Genomic DNA, 19308 nt, shown 5'->3' on the forward strand with positions numbered 1-19308 from the left:
AAGGAGCACCGCATCATGGCAAAGAAGAACATCCCGTACGACCAGAAGTACTACGATCCCGAGATCGAGTGCATGCCGCGCCCCGAGCTTGAGCAGCTGCAGCTCGAGCGCCTGCAGACCATGGTGCAGTACGCCTACGACAACACCGTCTACTACAAGCGCAGCTTCGACGCCGCCGGCGTGAAGCCCTCCGACATCAAGACGCTTGACGACCTGGCGAAGTTCCCCTTCATCAACAAGCAGACCGAGCGCGAAACCCAGCACGTGGGCAGCTTCTTCGGCGAGCTGTGCAGCGTGCCCGAGGAGGACGTCGTGTTCATGGCCACCTCCTCCGGCTCCACCGGCGTGCCCACGGTCAGCCCCTTCACGCAGGAGGACTTCGACCTGTGGCAGGACACCGAGGCCCGTCTGTTCTGGCAGGCCGGCATGCGTCCCAACGACCGTTACGTCCACGGCCTGAACTTCGCCTTATACGTCGGCGGCCCCGACGTCATCGGCGCGCAGCGCCTGGGCGCGCTTGCCATCTGGGCCGGCGCCATCCCCTCCGACCGTCTGATTTTCGTGCTGAAGCAGTACCAGCCCACCATCATCTGGACCAGCCCCTCCTACGCCTGGACGCTGGGTCAGAAGATCAAGGAGAAGGGCCTCGACCCGCGCAACGACTTCAGCATCCGCACCATCATCGTCGCAGGTGAGCCGGGCGGGTCCATCGAATCCACGCGCGAGAGCATCGAGGAGCTGTGGGGCGCGAACGTGGTCGACTTCTTCGGCCTGTCCGACATCTACGGCGCCTGCGCGGCCATGTGCGAGGCGAAGGACGGCCTGCATATCGTGGAGGATCAGATCCTCGTTGAGACCGTCGACCCGGTCACCGGCGAGGTGCTCGAGCCCGGCAGCGTGGGCGAGCTGACCTACACCACGCTCATGAAGAAGGCCCGCCCGATGATCCGCTTCCGCACCGGCGACATCGGCTACGTTTCCACCGAGAAGTGCAGCTGCGGCCGCACCCACGCCCGCATCCACGTGACCGGCCGCAAGGACGAGATGTTCATCGTGGGCGCCGTGAACGTGTTCCCCTCCGACGTGGAATACGTCGTGCGCAAGGAGCCGGGCCTGACCGGCGAGTACTCCATCCGCGTGTACGACGAGAACTTCACCACCCGCTACGAGGTGTCCGTCGAGCGCGCCTTTGGCAGCGACGAGCCCTACGACCAGGTGTCCAAGCGCGTCGAGGCGGCGCTGAAGGCCCACACGGGCGTGCGTCCGGCCAAGGTCATCGTGTTCGACGCCGACAAGCTGGGCACCTCCAGCGAGCACAAGGCGAAGCGCTTCATCGACGAGCGCGACAGCGCGAAGTAAGCGACGGCGCAAAACACCTGGTTTACATCGGCCGCGCCCCGCAACAGGCTTTTGCGGGGCGCGGCACCGAGCGAAAGGATCTTCCCATGGCATACGATTTCTCCGTTTCCGGGCAGCATTACCTGTTCAATGTCCAGACGTTTGCGCACACGGTGCTGGCGCTGGGCGGCGACTCCTACAACTATGCGTTCCGTGACCGCACCACACAGGGCGTCATCGACGACGTGGCATCGGGCGAAAGCGAGCTGGGCGTGGTGTTCGAGACCTCCGCGACCGCCGCGGAGCTTGACGCCGCCTTCGACGCCGCCGGCCTTGAGTTCGTGCAGCTGGTTGAATCGGCACCGCGCGTGGCGCTGCCGGCAAGCCACCCGCTGGTCAACGCGTCCAGCCTGACGCTCGAGCAGCTGGCCGATTACCCCTACATCTACTTCGACCAGGGCAAAGACGCTCCGGCCGCCTTCTTCGAGGAGGCGCTGGGCGACCAGCCGCGCGCCAAGTCCATCGCCACCACCGATCGCGCCAGCCTCTCCGAGCTGATCGTGGCGCTCAACGGCTACACGGTGACCTCCGGCATTTTGGTGGGCATCTCCGATGGCGCGCAGCTGCGCACGGTGGCGCTCGACGCGGACGTCACGCTGCGCCTGGGCTACCTGAAGAAGAAGGGCGTACAGCTCGACGGCACCGCGGCGCGTTTCGTGGCAACGCTCGAGAAGAACCTGGAGCGTTACGCCAAGTTCTAGGAAACGCGGTTTTTGCGACCTTGGAGGGGACGAGCACGCTCGTCCCCTCTTCGGCGTTTTGCGGGTCGACGCCGGGCCCGCCGGGTGCCGGGCAAAAGCCTGGCGTATGATGGAACGGCGTATCCAAGACGGGAAAAGGTTTCACATGATAGAAGTGCTTTGGCATGGCCGCGGCGGACAGGGGGCCTTCACCGCCGCTCGGCTTCTGGGCGCGGCGGCGTCGCTTGACGACAAGCGATACGCGCTTGCGTTCCCCTCGTTCGGCCCCGAGCGACGTGGCGCGCCCATGCGCGCGTTCACCAAGATCGATACGGTGCAAATCGGTGACCGAAGCGCCGTTTCAAAGGCGGATTTCGTGATCTACCTGGACGGAACGCTGCTGGCGCCCGACTGGGAGCGCGAACTGAAGCCGGGCGGCATCTGCCTGGTGAACACCGCCGATGCTTCGGATGACCCGCGCTTGCTGGCCATCGATGCGGACGGCCTGGCCACCGAGCTTCTGGGCCGGCCCATTCCCAACACGGTGTTTCTGGGCGCGCTGGCACAGCTTGCCGATTGCGTGGACCGCGAAAGCGTGGAGGAGGCCATCCGCCAGTACATGCCCGCGAAGCTGCACGAAGCCAACATCAAGGTGGTCGAGCGCGCCATCGCGCTGGTTCAGCAGGCCGAAGTTGTCGGGCATGAGGAAGCTGCCGCTGGCGAATCCGCAGGTCAGCCTGGGGCTGCAGCGGAGACGGTAACCGGTTTGCACCGGTCGGCGCATTCTTCGGGTGCGCATATGCCGCAGTTGTTCGCCACCGTTCCCGAGCCTTCCGCCTACGCCGACACCACCTGCTATGCCGCGGGGTACCTGACGCAGGTCAACGCGGGCTGGCGCAACGTGCGCCCGGTGCTCAACGCGGACGCGTGCACGGGCTGCCTGCAGTGCTACCTGTACTGCCCGGACGGCGCCATCTTCAAGGTTTCCGGGCAGAACAAGGCGGGTGTTTCGGTGGATATCGACCTTGATTTCTGCAAAGGCTGCGGGGTTTGCGCCGCCGCCTGCAAGTTCGACGCGCTTTCCATGGCGCCCGAAACGAACGCGAAGGAGGCGTGATGCGCATGAAGCGTTTTCTATCCGGTGACGAGGCGTTCGCCGAGGGCGTGCGCCTGGCGCGGCCGCAGGTGATTTCGGCCTATCCCATCACGCCGCAGACCGTCGTGGTCGAGCGCCTTTCCGAAATGGTCGAGGAAGGCCAGCTGGCGGCCGAGTACGTGCACGTCGAAAGCGAGCATTCGGCCCTGTCGTGCGCCATCGGCGCGTCGGCCACGGGCGCGCGCACGTTCACGGCAACGTCGAGCCAGGGCCTGCTGTACATGGCCGAGTGCCTGACCTACGCCGCGGGCGGCCGCTTCCCCATCGTCATGATGAACGCGAACCGCGCAACCGCGCTGCCGTGGAACATCTACGGCGACCAGCGCGACAGCCTGGCGCTTTTGGACCACGGCTGGGTGCAGGCGTACGCGCAAGACAACCAGGAGGCGCTTGACCTGGCGCTTATGGCCTACGCGGTGGCCGAGGACCCCGAGGTTCGCACGCCGTTCATGGTGAACTTGGACGGTTTTGCGCTCACGCACACCTACGAGAGCGTGGACATCCCCGCTCAGGAGCAGGCCGATGCGTTCCTGCCACCCTACGACGGCGCGGGCAACCGATTCGACTTCGCAAACCCCGTCAACATCGGCTACTCGGCGGGCCCGGAGTTCAACCGCTACTTCAAGCACTCGGCTCACGAGGGCATGCTGGCCGCCGCCGGCGCCGTAGAGCGTGCGGAAGCGCGCTTCGCCGAAATGTTCGGCAGAAGCTACCCGGGGCTGATCGAGGCTGTGGACTGCGAAGATGCCGACATCGTGCTGGTCACGCTGGGCTCCATCGCCGGCCTGGCGCGCGAGCGCGCGGCGCAGCTGCGCGCACAAGGCGTGAAGGCGGGCCTGGTGCGCATCCGCTACATGCGCCCGTTCCCCGCGCGCCAGATCGTGGAGGCGCTGGCCGGCGCTGCCGCGGTGGGCGTGCTGGAGAAGGACGTCAGCTTCGGCGCGGAAGGCACAGTCATGACCAACGTGTGCTCCGCGCTGCAGCAGGCGGGCAATGCCGTGCCGGTGGTGAACTTCGTGGGCGGCCTGGGCGGCGACGACATCACGCAAGCCCAGATGAGAGGCATATTCGAGGTGCTGGAGCAGATCGCCGCGGGACGCATCGCCCCCGAGGATTGCCCACGCGTGGGCTTTTTGGGCGTCGACTCCGTGGCCGACGAGTTCGGCAACCCGTGCTGCGAAGGTTGCGGCGATGCCGGCTTCGTTGCCGTTGCCGGCGGCGAATCTGAAGGCGTGCGCGACGGCGCGTGCGCAACTGATGCGGAAGGAGGCCGATAGCCATGGCTTTGAACGCGAAGACCCTGCCCGATGACGAGTTCTTCTTCGGGCACAAGGCCTGCGCCGGATGCGGCGGATCGCTTGCCGTTCGCGCGGCGCTCAAGGTGCTCGACCCGAACGCGGTGGCTGCGCTGCCGGCGGGCTGCATGAGCGCCGTGGGATTCAACTTCCCGCAGCTTTCGTTCGCCAACAACGCGATGATCACGCCTTTTGCGGCGACGGCAAGCGTGCTCACCGGCATCGAGGCAGGTTTGCGGGCGCAGGGCATCAAGCCCGACGACTGCACCGTGGTGGGTTTCGCCGGCGACGGCGGCACCGCCGACATCGGCCTGCAGGCGCTCTCGGGCGCCATCGACCGCAACGACGACGTGCTCTACATCTGCTACGACAACGAGGCGTACATGAACACGGGCATCCAGAAAAGCTCGCTGACGCCCTTCGGCGCGAAGACCACCACCACGCCGGCCGGACGCAACGCGCACGGGTGCCTGACGCAGAAGAAGAACGTGTTCGAGATCGTGGCCGCGCACGGCATCCCCTATGCGGCCACGGCGAGCGTGGGGTATCTGCCCGACTTCCTGCGCAAGCTGGAACGAGCCCGCGACATCCGCGGCACGCGCTTCATCCACGTGATCGCGCCCTGCCCGACCGGCTGGGGCTGCCCCGAGGCCGATATGGTGGACGTGGCGCGCGACATCGTGGATTGCGGCCTGTGGTACCTGGCCGAGTACGAAGGACCCCAGCTCAGCGGCGTGCCGGGCGGGCAGTTCAAGCTCAGCAGGAACCCGCGAGAGTTCGCCAGCGTTGAGGCATATCTGCGACGTCAAGGCAGATTCCGCGCGCTCACCAACGACGAGATTGCCCAGGTGGAAGCCGGCCGCGACGCAAAATGGGAGCAGATCCGCCGCGATTGGACGGCGTAACGCGGAGATGCGCGACGACGCGACGGCACGACACGACGGCTGAGATTCGCGAATGAATTACCGACATGGGGCCATCCTCCCGGCGGCATTTCTTTCGCCCGCAAAACCCGCCACGCCACCGCCCAGCGGGCGATTTGCTCGCTCGCAAAACCCAATAGAAACGGAAACCGGCGCTCGAGGGCGCCGGTTTCCGTTTGGAGGGGATGCCGCCATGCGGAGATGCGGCATCGGATATGTTGCGAAGCGCTTATGCCTGAGGGACGATGATGGTCGGCACCTTCAGGTTCAAAAGCACGCTATGCGTGACGCTGCCGAACAGCGTGCGACCCAGCGCATTGCGCGAGTTGGTGCCCATGACCAGCATGGACGCTTCCTTGCTGGCTTCGACAAGGGCACGGGAGGGCGAGGAATCCTCAACGGTACGGCCCGTTACCTGCAAAGCAGGGTGCTCGAAGGCAAGTCGGCCGAGCTGGCGGTCAAGCTCGATCTGACGCTGCTCGCCGACGGGAGCAAGGCCGCCGCCCATGGATTCCGCGGTGCGCTCAAGCCATGCGGGAACGCCCCAAACGCTGACCAGCTCAAGCGGCTGCTGGGTTGCCACGGCCGCGCGTGCGGCGAAGTCGATGGCGCAGACGCTGACCGCCTCGTCGGGGCCGACACCCACGACGATCCCGATGCCCTGCTGCTTCGCATCCCAGTCCGCGGGCACCACAACGGTGGGGACGCTGGTGGAAACGGAAACGCGCAGGCCCTTCGCGCCGCTGATGGTTTCGCCGATGGTGTGGCCGTGGTGGCTGCCCAACACGATCAAGTCGTGCATGGCCGCGGAATCGGCGAGCACGCCGACGATGTCGCCAACGGAGACGCTTGCCTGGATGCGCATGTCGGGATAGCTTTCCAGGGCTGCTTGGCGCTTCTTCTCGAGCGCGGCGGTCACGGTGTCGGTGATGGTTTCGACGCCTACTCCGGCTTTGTTGGCGATCGCTTCATCGATGACCGCCAGCATGTGGACGTCGTAACCGACCACGCGAGCGAATCGCACCGCCCAATCAAGGGCGCGACGCCCGCGATCGCTGCCGTCAATGCCTACCAAAATGCTTCCCATTGCAACTCCTAACGAAGTGATCGCATTCGGATATCGGTCAGAAGATGATACCCGCCAAAAGCACCTATCCGCAATCGTTGATTAGTGGAACATGAGCGCTTTGCCCGACGAGCGTTTCGCAACCGCTCGCAAGCCTTCGGCAAGTCTCATTAAACATCAGCATCGCCCATTTGAGCAGTAAAAACCCTGTAAATCTGCCGCGAAGGGCGCATCAAGGAGCACCTATACCCTCGAACGTGCCTGAGCCACAACTAGCACTCCGATAAAGATTTTTTCGAAAGGAAAACTGCAATCGCCGATTTGACCGCACGCAAAACGCACGCTTGACCGAGAACGCTAAGGACGATAGAGTAACGCTACTGATACGGCCCCGTGGACTCTAAGTGAGGCGGGGACTAGAAGGGTCGCTAGCCTGCCGGGTTAGCGGCCCTTTGACATTAAGGGCGGCAAACAACAAGGGAGCTCAAGGCCGCAGACGAGTTTATGCTGCTGCCGAGAACCGAGTCAACACATTGCGCCTCGAAACGGAAAAGCAATTCGCCAACCGCAAGAAGCGCTATGGGATTTTGACATTCAGAATAAATGAGGGTAGAGTATTCGGCGTGATGAGGTTGCGAAACGGTACGTCCGCCGCAATCCAAGAAAACCGCCGAAAGGCGGTTTTCTTGTATAGGGGGATTATGGACAAACCGTTCAAAACCATTGACGAGCAAATTGAGCTAATCGAATCGCGAGGGATGACAACGGACGAAAACACGCCCGGAATTCTATTGCGCGAGGGATACTACTCTGTTATCAACGGTTACAAAGCACCCTTCATCGACAGAACGGCAACCGCCACGGCAGGTGACGACAGATACTCACCAGGCTCGAAGTTTTCAGATATTTACAGCTTATTCAGGTTTGACCGAGCGTTAAGGCTTCTTCTGTTCGGGCGCTTTTCCATTGCTGAGGAAACGCTAAAAACCATCGCATCTCATTGTTTTTCTCAAGCCCACACGGGAGAACGCGAGCCTTACCTGGACCCCGCTAGCTACGATGCAGAAAAGCACCAGGTAACCAGGCTAATTTCTGATTTCGAAACTGCTCTTGGCAGAAACCCGCGAAGACAGCCAAAACACAAACTCTATCTGCAGCATTACGTATCGAATCATGACGAGGTACCAGTCTGGGTGATCATGAAGTACATGACATTAGGGCAAGCATTCAAGTTTTACTGCTTCCAGCCAGAATCCATTCGAAACGATGTAGCTAAGACCTTCTCAAGGCTATACGCTAGCTGCCATGCAAAGCCGATTCGCATCAGCCAAAGAAAACTGCGCTTGGTATACGATCACATCAAAGACTTTCGCAACATATGCGCCCACGATGAAAGATTGTACTGCGCAAGGGTCGCGCCTTCTTCCGACACAGCAATCGGAGATGTGGTCAAAGAGCTGCAGCTGGTGTTGTCAAAGGAAGAGTATGTGAGCTTCTTGGCAGACTATCTAAAAATGATCCCGGAACTAGCAAGGGGCATCGATCCCAAAATCATGGCAAAGGTATTGAACGACATGAAAATGGGTCCGATTATGGAATCATTCGTAGTCAACGAGTGACCCTGAGCGCTACCGGATGCCCAGGAGCACCCCACAAGCCGCGCAACATGAAGAACGAGAAGGCAGCGGAACCATCAAGTACCTCCCCCGAACAGCACCTAATGGAACATCGGAATCATCAGCCAAAGGGCGAATAGGACGATCGAGACGCAAGCGGTGAAGCAGATGACCGAGATCACTCGGTGCATCAGATGAGCGTTGCCTTGAGCGTCCACCGAGCCATCTGCCCACATGCGCAATCCCCAGGCATACAGGATGCTGATAAGGCTTGCTACGCATACAGCGGTGAATAGAACGGTGGCGAAGCTAATGATTTCAGGCGTGATCATGTTCTACCTTCCTTTAAGCAGCCTGAGCTTGGGGCTGGACCGCGCGAGTCTTCTCGGCGTTGATGTTCACCTTATGACTATCGTTGACGTTGCCGCTGTTGACCGGATTGCGCTTGGAAAGGCGGAAGATGATCAGCGCGACGCACACGGCGATGGCAACCGTTGCCACGGTCCCCCAGACGCCGGTTTTCGCAAGTGCACAAGCAAGGGCGCCCACGATGCCCGCCGCGGGGAAGGTGACCAGCCAGGCGATTAACATACGGCCGGCAACGCCCCAGTTGACCGGATTGCCCTTCTTGCCAAGACCGGTGCCGATGATGGACCCGGAGCAAACCTGCGTAGTCGAAAGCGCGAAGCCGAGGTGAGAGGAAACCAGAATGGTGGTTGCGCTTGCAGCCTCGGCGGCAAAGCCCTGCGGGGTGCTGATCTCGGTCAGGCCCTTGCCCAGGGTGCGGATGACGCGCCAACCGCCCATGTACGTGCCGGCGGCGATAGCAAGGCCGCAGACGGCGACGACCCAAAGCTCAGGACCGGAGCCGGAAGGCTGCAGACCCACGGCGATGAGCGTCAGCGTGATGATACCCATAGTTTTCTGGGCGTCATTAGTGCCATGCGAAAGAGCCACCAAGCAAGCGGTGACAGTCTGACCGTGACGGAAGCCGGACTCGACCTGCTTCTCGCTCATGTGCTTGACCACAGCGAAGATGAGCTTGACCGCGCAGAAGGCCGCCAAACCGGCAACAATAGGAGACACAAGGGCCGGGACAAGGATCTTGGTGATCACGGCAGCAAAGTTAACGCCCTCAACGCCCGCGCCGATGATGACAGCGCCGACCAGGCCGCCGAACAGCGCATGGCTGCTCGAGGAAGGAAGGCCCACCAGCCAGGTGAGCAGGTTCCAAATGATGGCGCCGATCAAGCCCGCCAAGATGAACTCAGGCGCGATGGTGACCACTTGCTCGTTGATCAAACCACCGGAGATGGTCTTTGCGACCTCTACGGACAGAAACGCGCCGACCAGGTTCAGCGTGCCCGCGGCGATAACAGCGGTTTTGGGCTTAAGCGCGCCCGTTGCGATGGACGTGGCCATTGCATTGGCCGTATCGTGGAAACCGTTCGTGAAGTCAAACGTCAATGCGGTGACGATCACCAAGCCGACGATTACCAGCGTTGCCGGATCCATTACTTTCGTTCTCCCTTCGAAAACTTCATTGCGTTGTTAAAACATCGAGCGTTCGAGAAGCTCTACCTTCTATGAGAGCTTGATTCTCCCGAACGCGTTACTACGACGTTTCAAGGGCGCAGCACACCCTCGGCATGCAAAGAGCAAGTCTACGGATGATATGTAAAGCGACTGTAAGGCCGAATTCAGGTACGGGTAATGCTTTTGAGGAATCGGAGAGGATTCGAAAGGGAGGATGCACGATGCCCCCTCCCGAAAAGAGAAGAGCGACCGAAACCGCCGTTGACCGGGGAAGGTTCATTATGAACCTCGATTGCTTTATGAAATTGAACACACAGCTATACGAACGTGCTACACTGCAAGAAATTGAACCAATGAACTACGAACCGCAGATGAGTTTTCACCTCAGTTCATAGTTCAATTTAATGGTTCATAAACCAGATTGTTCATACTATAGTTCAATTTATGGTTCAATTTTATATTGAACTGTGCCTTGAACCTATAGTTTGAACTTTGAACGAAAGGAACAGCATGGATCAGAACGTGTTTGCCGAACAGCTGAAGATTGCCATGGATGCCGCCGGCATGAAGCAGGCAGATTTGATCCATGCAGCGCAAGAAGAAGGTCATAAACTCTGGAAAAGCCAGGTCAGCCAGTACGTTAGCGGCAAGACCATCCCCCGCCCCGATGTAATGCAGCTGCTTGCTGAACTATTGAACGTCACTCCTGAGTGGCTGGGTGGCGAGGAGTCTGCACCTATGACTCCTTCCGAACATGAACCTTCTGCACCTGAACCACATGCTCATGAAGTTCAAAGCGATTTTGAACTTTCCAATACTAATGAACCTGCCGTGTCTGATGATCAAGGGAGCGTACCTATGCGTCAGTTCAAGAAATCCTCGAAGCTTGATAACGTTCTGTACGATGTTCGTGGTCCGGTTGTGGACGAAGCTGCACGCATGGAGTCCCAAGGCATGCGCATTTTGAAATTGAACATCGGCAACCCTGCCCCGTTCGGGTTCCGCACGCCCGACGAGGTTGTTCAGGACATGCGACATCAGCTTCCCGATTGCGAGGGTTACAGCGATTCGAAGGGCTTGTTCAGCGCACGCAAGGCCATCATGCAGTACTCTCAGATCAAGGGCCTTCCCAATGTTGATATGGACAGCATCTACACCGGCAACGGCGTGAGCGAGCTCATTAACCTGTGCATGCAGGCGCTGCTCGACACCGGCGACGAGATTCTTATCCCCAGCCCCGACTATCCGCTGTGGACGGCTTGCGCCACCCTTGCCGGCGGCACGCCCGTTCACTACATCTGCGACGAGCAGGCTGAGTGGTATCCCGATATCGACGATATCGAGCGCAAGATCACGCCGCGCACAAAGGCCATCGTCATCATCAACCCCAACAACCCCACCGGCGCGCTGTATCCGCGCGAGGTGCTGCAGCAGATCGTAGATGTGGCTCGCAAGCACCAGCTAATGATCCTGTCCGATGAAATCTATGACCGCTTGGTCATGGACGACCTTGAGCACGTATCCATCGCAAGCCTTGCTCCCGATCTGTTCTGCATCACCTTCTCGGGTCTTTCGAAGTCGCACATGATTGCCGGCTATCGCATCGGTTGGATGGTGCTGTCCGGCGAGAAATACTGCGCGCAGGACTTCATCTTGGGCCTGAACATGTTGTCGAATATGCGCTTGTGCTCCAACGTGCCGGCGCAGTCCATCGTCCAGACCGCTCTGTGGGGCCATCAGAGCGTGCGCAATTACGTGGTACCCGGAGGCCGCGTATGCGAGCAGCGCGATTACGTATACAAGGCGCTCAACGACATCCCCGGCATCACCGCCGTCAAACCCCGTGCAGCCTTCTACATCTTCCCGAAGATCGATGTGAAGAAGTTCAACATCACCAACGACGAGCAGTTCGCACTCGACCTGCTGCACGAGAAGAAGATCCTGCTGGTTCCCGGCAAGGGCTTCAACTGGGGTTCGCCCGACCACTTCCGCGTGGTATACCTGCCGCGTATCGAAGTGCTCTCCGAAGCCATGGGTCAGCTCGGCGACTTCCTCTCGCACTACCGCCAAGCGTAGCAGGCTAAGAGGCACCTAGCGCTTTCAGGCTTCGCGGTGAGCAGGGGGTAGTCCCCCTGCTCACGTATCAGGGTCGTCCGACCGCTGCTGCGCGGTCGCCTACCGGCATGACAGGGACCTGTCCCGTCAAGCGCTTTTGAGGCGTTTAGAGATTTCAAACCATTACTCATCAGATATGGGAAGAGGGGCGCAAGCCCCTCTTCCCATATGGTGCCAAGCTATGCGTGGCTTTATTTCAGCTGATGCTGATGCGCGAAATGCACCTTGCTTCGATGCGGAGCCATTTCAAAGCAAGGCTGTTCTCGCGGCAACAAGACATCTAGCTCTTGTCCCTTGCATTAGGGAATCTCAATACGAACCCGCACCTTTCGCTCACATGCAGCCGAATCGCGCCGCCGCCTACTGCACTTCGGAACGATAGGCTGCGATCTCATCGAGGAAGGCTTTGCCGTACTTCTCGAGCTTCTTCATGCCTACGCCGCTAACGTCCATAAACTCGTCTTCGGTTTCGGGCATGCGAGCGCACATATCGCGCAACGAGGCATCGCCGAAGACCATGTACGGAGCCAGTCCGCCTTCGACCGCCAGCTGCTTGCGCAACGCACGCAGCCTTTCGAACAGATCTTGGTCGTATGCTGCATCGGGACCGCTTGCCGTACCCGACCCACCGAATGAGTGACCGCCGGCAACGCCAGGCTTGCGCTGCGGTTGTCGCAGCACCTGCTTCATCTGCAATCGAAAATCAGGCGCTGCCGCTTCACGGAAGCGAGCCCCAAACCCCACTACGGGGAACTGGCCATCCGATATCTCCAAGTACTCGCCCGCCGCAAGCAGCTCGATGACCTCTTTCAGCTGCACTTGCGACATGCTGACGGAGTTGAGACACTTCGCCTGCGCAAGGCCGAACTGTTCAAGACGCTCCATGTTCGTGCCGCGCAGCACATCAACCACCACGCCTTTGCCGAACCTTCCGCGCAGCTCCTGCACGCAACGCATGACGGCACGCGCTTCCGCGGTGACGTCCACCGCCCTGAACCCACCTTCGCAATTCGAGCAGTTGTTGCACGAGCCGTTGCCTTGCTGCGCTGCGGACTCATCGCCGAAGTAACGCAACATGTAGCCGCGCAGGCATTCGCACGTCAGGCAATAGCCCTCCATGGCCGCCAGCATACGGCGCCTAGCCGCGCGGGCAACCTCAGCTTCCTCGGGACTCATGCTTTCGTTGCCGCTGTCCTGCTCAAGGAAGAACCTGCAAGTGGACAAATCGCCATCGCTCCAGCAGAGCATGCACTCGCTTGCAAGCCCGTCGCGTCCCGCGCGGCCCGCTTCCTGATAATAAGCCTCGATGCTTGACGGCATGTTGTAGTGGATGACGTAACGCACGTTCGATTTATCGATGCCCATGCCGAAGGCGTTAGTTGCCACGATGACCGCAGCGTCGTCGTTAATCCATGCCTGCTGATTGGCGCTGCGCTCTTCTTTTCTCAATCCTGCGTGATAGCGCGTTGCCTTCACGCCGGACTGCACCAAGTGCTCGTGCACCTTCTCGACGTTCTTGCGCGTATTGCAATACACCACGCCTGAGTCCTCGGGATGCGCCTTCGCATACGTTGTGATGCGGTTCAGCTTTTTATTCGGCTCTAGGCGCTCAACGGAAAAGTGGAGGTTCGGCCGGTCGAAACCGGTGACCGCTTGGTAGGGATCTCGCAATCCTAACAGGCGCACGATGTCGGCACGAACGCGCTCCGTTGCCGTTGCAGTGAGTGCGGCAACAGTAGGACGCGCGGGAAGCTGCTCAATGAACGTACCGATGCGCAGATACGACGGGCGAAAATCCTGGCCCCATTGCGATACGCAATGCGCTTCGTCTACCGCGACCAGCGGGATGGGCGCCTGCGAGGCGAACTCCACAAAGAGCGGGTCCTCCAAGCGCTCAGGCGCAACGTAGAGCAGGTCGAACTCCCCCGCCAGAGCACGCGCCATGATCGAACCCTGCTGAGACGGGGTAAGCGTGGAGTTCAGATACGCCGCCTGAATGCCAGCATCCTGCAAGCTGCGCACCTGGTCGCCCATCAGCGACACCAACGGGCTTATGACCAGCGCAAGGCCGCTCATGACAACGCCCGGTATCTGATAGCACACCGACTTGCCGGCGCCGGTAGGCATGACCGCAAGCGCATCGCGACCTGCAAGCAAAGCCTGCACCACGCCCTGCTGGCCCGGCCTGAAATCCTTGTAGCCGAAATGCATTTCCAGCGCCAAGCGCGCCTGCTCTATAGGTACCGACACGGCAAACCTTTCCCTAACAACAAGTTTCACAATGCGCAAAGTGCAAACGCAAATCTAAATGCAGATGCAATGCAAACGCAAATCCGCGATAATACGATCGCCTTACCGCAATCCTGCAAGAGAATCGCGGCTCGCAACAGCTTTGAAGCCCATCCAGAAGTGTTTCATCTGGGAAAATGCCTCGGTAAACGCCTAGATAATGATCCCTTCACAGTGATCTATTTCGTGCTGGATAATCTGCGCAGTGAAGCCACTGAAGCTTTTCTGACAGGTTTTGAACGATTCATCCTGATATGACACGCGAATCTTGCGATACCGCCGACATGGCCGCTGCCCCACAAGCGACAGGCATCCCTCCTCGGTGGAATACTCGCTTGAGGCATGCACGATTTCAGGATTGAACATGAGCTTGGCCGTGCCGTTGTCATCGAATACGATGATACGCTTGCGCACGCCGATCATGTTCGCCGCCATTCCCACGCACTCATGAGCATGCGCTTCAAGCGTATCAAGCAAGTCCTGCCCAACAGGCGCATCCTCGATGGTTGCGGCCTCCGATGGCATGGCCAAGAACAGCTGGTTTCGCATAATCGGTCTGATCATCGGGCTCGTGCCTCCTACATGAATATGGACAAGTGGGTTGCGAATATATGAAAAGGGGTTTCGCTGCACCTACTGTACCATGCGAAACCCCTGCGTTCAAGAAAAATCGAACGTTTGTTTTATTGCATTTTCGCACCGTTTGACCTGCGGAAACAGCAGATTCTTTCGCAAAGGCCCGTCAAATTCGCGCATTATAAACAAGTTTGCCGCCCCGACGACAAGCAACCCGACCGAGAAGCGCATGCCATAACACGCGACACCGCCCCATCCCGAATGAGCTATCGCGGCAAGAACTTGTCCAACTCGCGATCGAGCTCGGGAAGGTGCTTCACGTGCAGGCCGTCGGCGAACTTGCCGCGGACCATGACGCGCCGCACGTTTCGCAGCGCTTCCAGATCATCAAGCGGGTTCGCATCCAGCACGATCATGTCAGCCGATTTCCCTACTTCGATCGAGCCCGTCTCGTCACCAAGCCCGATGATGCTCGCGTTGCCCAGCGTTGCCGCATGCAACGCAAGTTGGCGGCTTGCGCCCACGATGCGCTCGAAGTACACCAGCTCGCGCCACATATCGTATTGCGTGACGTACGGGCACGCCGAATCGGTACCCAGTCCAACGGGAATCCCCTGCTCCAAAGCCTGTTTTGCGGCGGACACGATACCGTCGAAGACGATGCGCCCGTTCACCACCTGGACCTCAGTGGAATGGGTCATCTCGGGCGGCAACTTGATGAACGGCAGCGCCGGGGAGACGGTGCAGGTAAGCGAGCTTTTGCGGCCCACGCCGTTTTCACGGAACAGCGCCAGCAGCTCGTCGTCCAAAACGCCACCATGCTCGATGGTGTCCACGCCCGCTTCCAAACCAACGCGAACACCCTCCGTGCTCTCGATATGCGCCGCGGTATGCATGCCAAGCTTGTGAGCCTCGTCCACTGCTGCCGCCGCGATCTCGGGCGACATACGCAGCACGCCCGGCTCGCCTTCCTTCTCGGCGTCGAACACGCCGCCGGTGATGAACAACTTCACCAAATCACACTTGTGCGCGAAGCAGTCACGCACGATCTCACGCGCTTGATCAGGCGTTTCGGCAATGTGCGCGAACAGCCCCGCACCGTGACCGCCCGGCACCGTCACGCCCACGCCCGAGGTGACCAAGCGCGGGCCCTGGTACTTGCCCGCGTTGATGGCGTCGCGCACCCACACGTCGGCGAATCCCGGATCGCCCACGCTGCGCACCGTGGTGACGCCGCTTGCTAGCTGCTGCTGGGCATGTTTGCGCAGCGTACGATGCAGATACCAACGCCAAACGGGGTTGGCAACAACCTTCTCGATAAGGTCGCCCGCCGCGCCGGCGCTGGTGGGCTTGCCGTTGCCGCACAGATGCACATGCAGGTTGACCAGGCCCGGCATCAAATACGCGCCCTTCAGGTCCACTTCCTGCGCGCCGGCAGGACCCACCGTGGAGGCAGCGGGCCCGACCGCGCTGATGCGGCCATTGTCGTCCACAGCGACGGTCATATTCTCTTGCGGCTGCATATCGCGCGTGCCGTCGAGCAGCGTTGCGTGCGTGAATACGTAAGACATGGCATTCCCCTTTACTTGCCTGCGCCGATGCGTGGGCATGGCGCGGAATCGATGATTCGAGCCTACCAAGAACTCGGCAAAGCGTCTAGGGAAAATGCCCACATGAGGAAAAGTTACCAGGGCAAGAAGGAGATGCGTCAGACGGCCCGGAACGCTAGCGCCCACGACACGAAAGCCCACTATAACCTGGGAAAACTCCCACCTTCGCAAGACAGAGGAGACTGCAACCCGCCAACAGCGCAAGGTTTCTCGGTCGTTCCGGCGGCTTCCTAGCAGACGGATTCTTCCCAAACCTGCAAGGTTCAGCGGACAGTTTTCCGTGCAACGGACAAGGGTTCTGCAAGATGGCGGCATCATACTCGAACCAGGCGATGTGGCGGCTGGATTAAAGCGGGCCGTGTCATGGGAGACGCTCCTGACCTGCTGCTTCACTCCCCATCGCCTCTCCTCCCTTTGGAACGGGCGGGCTCCTCGCAAACTCAGGGCCTGCCCGCCACAAGCAAGCAGACCGCCGCAAAACGCAAGCGAGTCACGCTCCCGCGCATGCCGCTAGCCACAACACGCAAGCAGCCTTATGCTCCCGCGAACGTCCATACCCCCGATTCACACCACGCGACCGTCAAACCGTCCCGACAAGAACGCACCAGGAGACGCGAATGCGAACATCAAGCCGAAACGCTTCATCGCAGCAAACAGCGAGCCGCCCCGAAGGACGGCTCGCTGCAATCATCTTATGGGCCTGCTTATGCCTTCGATGCCTGGTAAGCCTCGACCAGCTTCTTCGTCACGTCGGCGGGCGCAGGGTCGTAGCCCTCCAGCTCGATGTAGTAGCTGCCAGAACCGCGCGTCATGGCGCGCAGGTCCTTGGTGTAGCTGATGACCTCGGCATATGGCACGCGCACCATGATGACCGTCTCACCCTCGTCGGTGGAGTCGGTGCCCACGATGCGTCCACGACGCGTGGCGATATCGCCCATAACGGTGCCGGCATACTCCTCGGTCACCACGATATCCATGGTTGCCATGGGCTCGAGCAGAATGGCACCAGCCTGCTCGCATGCCGCACGGAAGCCGATGCGCGCAGCGGTCTTGAACGCCATCTCGTTGGAGTCGACCGAATGGTACGAGCCATCGAACACAGCGCACTTGATGTCAACCATGGGATACCCCGCCAAGAAGCCCTCTGCCATGGCCTCCTGAACACCCTTGTCCACAGCGGGGATCAAGCCGCCGGGGATGGCGCCGCCCTTGACCTCATCGGAGAACTCATAGCCCTCGCCGGGGTTGGGGCTGATGCGCAGCCAGCAGTCACCGAACTGGCCTGCGCCGCCGGTCTGCTTCTTATGACGCCCCTGCGCCTCAGCCGTCTTCGTGATGGTTTCGCGATACGGGATGCGCACGGGAACCAGGCGCGCCTCCACCTTCGCCTGCTCCTTCATGCGCGCAAGCAGCGTTTCCACCTGAGCTTCGCCCATTGCCGTGACGATGGTCTGGTGCGTCTGCTCGTTACGCGCAACGCGCAGCGTGGGGTCGTTCTCAACCGCACGTGTAAGGAAGGTGCCGACCTTGTCCTCTTCCTTCTTATTAGCCGCCTCGATGGCGACGGGGTATTGCGGCACAGGCAGCGGCAGCGGATCGATGGACATCGTGCCCGATTGCGACAGCGTGTCGCCGGCACGCGTATCGGTGAGCTTGGGAACCACGATGATGTCGCCGGCCTTCGCCGACTTCACATCCGTGGCCTCCTTGCCCATCATCACATACAGATGGCCCAGGCGATCCTTTTTGCCCGTGCGCGCGTTGATCAGCTCCATACTGGGCGTGAGCACGCCGCTGATCAGCTTCAAGTAGCTCAAACGTCCCACGAACGGGTCGGCAACGGTCTTGAAGACGAACGCCGCCGGCTCGCCGTCCTCGTCCACGAACGTCTCCTCGCCATTGGCAAGGCGGAACGCGCCGTGGTGGCGCGGGTGCGGGAAATAGGTGCAGATATCCTTCATCACGCAGCGGATGCCCTGCTCGATGATGGTGGAACCCACGTATACGGGGATGAACAGTTCCTGCGCGATGGCCTTGTCAAGCAGGCTTTCAAGCTCTTCCTGCGTGAGCTGCTCGGAGCCGTCCAGGTATTTCATCATCAGATCATCGTCGGCCTCTGCCACCAGGTCGCACAGGCGATCGCGCGCGATCTGCGCCGCCTCGGCGTATTCCGCCGGAATATCCTCGATGCGGTCGTCGGTGGTGCCGTCCTGATCGAAGTAACGCGCCTTCATGCGCAGCACATCGATGACGCCCTTGAAGTCCTCGGCAACGCCGATGGGGATGGTGACCGGCCCCAAGCGGCTTCCGAAGCGCGCGTGCAGCTGCGCCATGATGGTATCGAAGTTCGCGTGCTCGCGATCGATGTGGTTGATGAACACGGCGCGCGACAGGCGCATGCCCTCGGCCTCGCGCCACAGCTTCGTGGTCATGACCTGGGGGCCTGCGACGGCGTCGACGACGAACAGCGCCATTTCGGCAGCCTGCATGGTGGCAAGCGTGTCGCCGATGAAGTCGGGATGGCCCGAGGTGTCGAGCAGGTTGATCTTGTAATCATGGTACGGAATGGGCGCGACGGAGGTACCCAGAGTGAACTTGCGGCGAATCTCCTCCTGGTCGTAATCAAGGTAGGATTTGCCGTCGTGGGTGGTTCCCATGCGCGGCGTGCGGCCTGAAACGTGCAGCATAGCCTCGGCGAGCGAGGTTTTGCCGGCGCCGTCTTGGCCCACCAGCACGATGTTTCGGACATGTTCGGTAGCAGGAGCTGCCATACGATCACCTTCCCCTTATAAAGGCGTCGCGCCCGATTCGCCAACTCGATTCAAGCGCGAAACGCAGTCGAACCAAACGGTCGGAACACTACCGATAGTGTAGCGCAAAAACGCGCACGAACCGGCAAAACGCCTGATGATGGATACGCCCCGAGGCGTTGCAGGGAGGCATCCATCGAAGGGCAGAGGCGCCGCAAGGGAGATGATCCGGGAAGCTAAAAGACGAGCAGCAAGGATACCGAGCTTTGTGGGAAACCGGTCAGACAGCAAGCCGGGG

The 19308-nt window shown here is 60.4% G+C and carries 14 protein-coding genes; 7 read left to right on the forward strand and 7 right to left on the reverse strand.

Features of this window, described 5'->3' with window-relative positions:
- Nucleotides 1-15: 15 nt before the first annotated feature.
- The 5 genes from SFHG_RS07825 (at nucleotide 16) to SFHG_RS07845 (ending at nucleotide 5434) form a co-directional block, all read left to right on the forward strand.
- Entirely contained in the window at nucleotides 16-1359 is a 1344-nt protein-coding gene (locus tag SFHG_RS07825) for a phenylacetate--CoA ligase family protein (RefSeq protein WP_042435952.1), read from the forward strand.
- Between the two features lie 86 nt (nucleotides 1360-1445).
- Nucleotides 1446-2099: a LysR family transcriptional regulator substrate-binding protein gene (locus SFHG_RS07830; protein ID WP_042435955.1), complete on the forward strand. Its 654-nt coding sequence runs from the start codon at nucleotides 1446-1448 to the stop codon at nucleotides 2097-2099.
- Nucleotides 2100-2244: 145 nt separating this feature from the next.
- Nucleotides 2245-3195: a 2-oxoacid:acceptor oxidoreductase family protein gene (locus tag SFHG_RS07835; protein WP_042435957.1), complete on the forward strand. Its 951-nt coding sequence runs from the start codon at nucleotides 2245-2247 to the stop codon at nucleotides 3193-3195.
- A 5-nt stretch (nucleotides 3196-3200) separates the two neighbouring features.
- Nucleotides 3201-4511: a transketolase C-terminal domain-containing protein gene (locus SFHG_RS07840; protein WP_081469038.1), complete on the forward strand. Its 1311-nt coding sequence runs from the start codon at nucleotides 3201-3203 to the stop codon at nucleotides 4509-4511.
- 2 nt (nucleotides 4512-4513) lie between these two features.
- Nucleotides 4514-5434 (forward strand): thiamine pyrophosphate-dependent enzyme, encoded by a 921-nt coding sequence (locus tag SFHG_RS07845; protein WP_042435960.1) that lies wholly within the window; start codon nucleotides 4514-4516, stop codon nucleotides 5432-5434.
- Between the two features lie 247 nt (nucleotides 5435-5681).
- On the opposite strand, the gene SFHG_RS07850 is transcribed toward SFHG_RS07845, so the two are convergent.
- Nucleotides 5682-6539, reverse strand: a complete 858-nt coding sequence (locus tag SFHG_RS07850) for a universal stress protein (protein WP_042435963.1) — start codon at nucleotides 6537-6539, stop codon at nucleotides 5682-5684.
- Between the two features lie 680 nt (nucleotides 6540-7219).
- Here SFHG_RS07850 and SFHG_RS07855 point away from each other — a divergent pair.
- Nucleotides 7220-8137 carry an Abi family protein gene (locus SFHG_RS07855; RefSeq protein WP_162096572.1) on the forward strand — a complete coding sequence of 306 codons (918 nt, stop codon included), beginning with the start codon at nucleotides 7220-7222 and terminating at the stop codon, nucleotides 8135-8137.
- 98 nt (nucleotides 8138-8235) lie between these two features.
- On the opposite strand, the gene SFHG_RS07860 is transcribed toward SFHG_RS07855, so the two are convergent.
- A complete protein-coding gene (locus SFHG_RS07860; protein WP_042435966.1) occupies nucleotides 8236-8466 on the reverse strand; it encodes a hypothetical protein in 231 nt (76 codons plus the stop codon).
- A 13-nt stretch (nucleotides 8467-8479) separates the two neighbouring features.
- On the reverse strand, nucleotides 8480-9649 hold the full coding sequence (locus SFHG_RS07865; RefSeq protein WP_042435969.1) for an inorganic phosphate transporter: 1170 nt from the start codon (nucleotides 9647-9649) through the stop codon (nucleotides 8480-8482).
- A 531-nt stretch (nucleotides 9650-10180) separates the two neighbouring features.
- On the opposite strand from SFHG_RS07865, the gene SFHG_RS07870 reads away from it, so the two are divergent.
- Nucleotides 10181-11746 (forward strand): aminotransferase class I/II-fold pyridoxal phosphate-dependent enzyme, encoded by a 1566-nt coding sequence (locus SFHG_RS07870; protein ID WP_081469019.1) that lies wholly within the window; start codon nucleotides 10181-10183, stop codon nucleotides 11744-11746.
- A gap of 399 nt (nucleotides 11747-12145) precedes the next feature.
- Here the strand turns inward: SFHG_RS07870 and recQ are convergent, their stop codons facing one another.
- The 4 genes from recQ to SFHG_RS07890 all read right to left on the reverse strand — a co-directional run bounded on the left by recQ (nucleotide 12146) and on the right by SFHG_RS07890 (nucleotide 19031).
- The gene (gene recQ / locus SFHG_RS07875) at nucleotides 12146-14035 is read right to left on the reverse strand and encodes a DNA helicase RecQ (protein WP_238318308.1); all 1890 of its coding nucleotides are present in this window, start codon (nucleotides 14033-14035) and stop codon (nucleotides 12146-12148) included.
- A 192-nt stretch (nucleotides 14036-14227) separates the two neighbouring features.
- Nucleotides 14228-14638 (reverse strand): peptide deformylase, encoded by a 411-nt coding sequence (locus SFHG_RS07880; RefSeq protein WP_042435975.1) that lies wholly within the window; start codon nucleotides 14636-14638, stop codon nucleotides 14228-14230.
- Nucleotides 14639-14916: 278 nt separating this feature from the next.
- Nucleotides 14917-16221, reverse strand: coding sequence for an amidohydrolase family protein (locus SFHG_RS07885; RefSeq protein ID WP_042435977.1), 1305 nt, complete (start codon nucleotides 16219-16221; stop codon nucleotides 14917-14919).
- A gap of 743 nt (nucleotides 16222-16964) precedes the next feature.
- Nucleotides 16965-19031: an elongation factor G gene (locus SFHG_RS07890; protein ID WP_042435979.1), complete on the reverse strand. Its 2067-nt coding sequence runs from the start codon at nucleotides 19029-19031 to the stop codon at nucleotides 16965-16967.
- Nucleotides 19032-19308 lie beyond the last annotated feature (277 nt).

The sequence above is a fragment of the Senegalimassilia anaerobia JC110 genome (assembly GCF_000236865.1).
GTDB lineage: Bacteria > Actinomycetota > Coriobacteriia > Coriobacteriales > Eggerthellaceae > Senegalimassilia > Senegalimassilia anaerobia.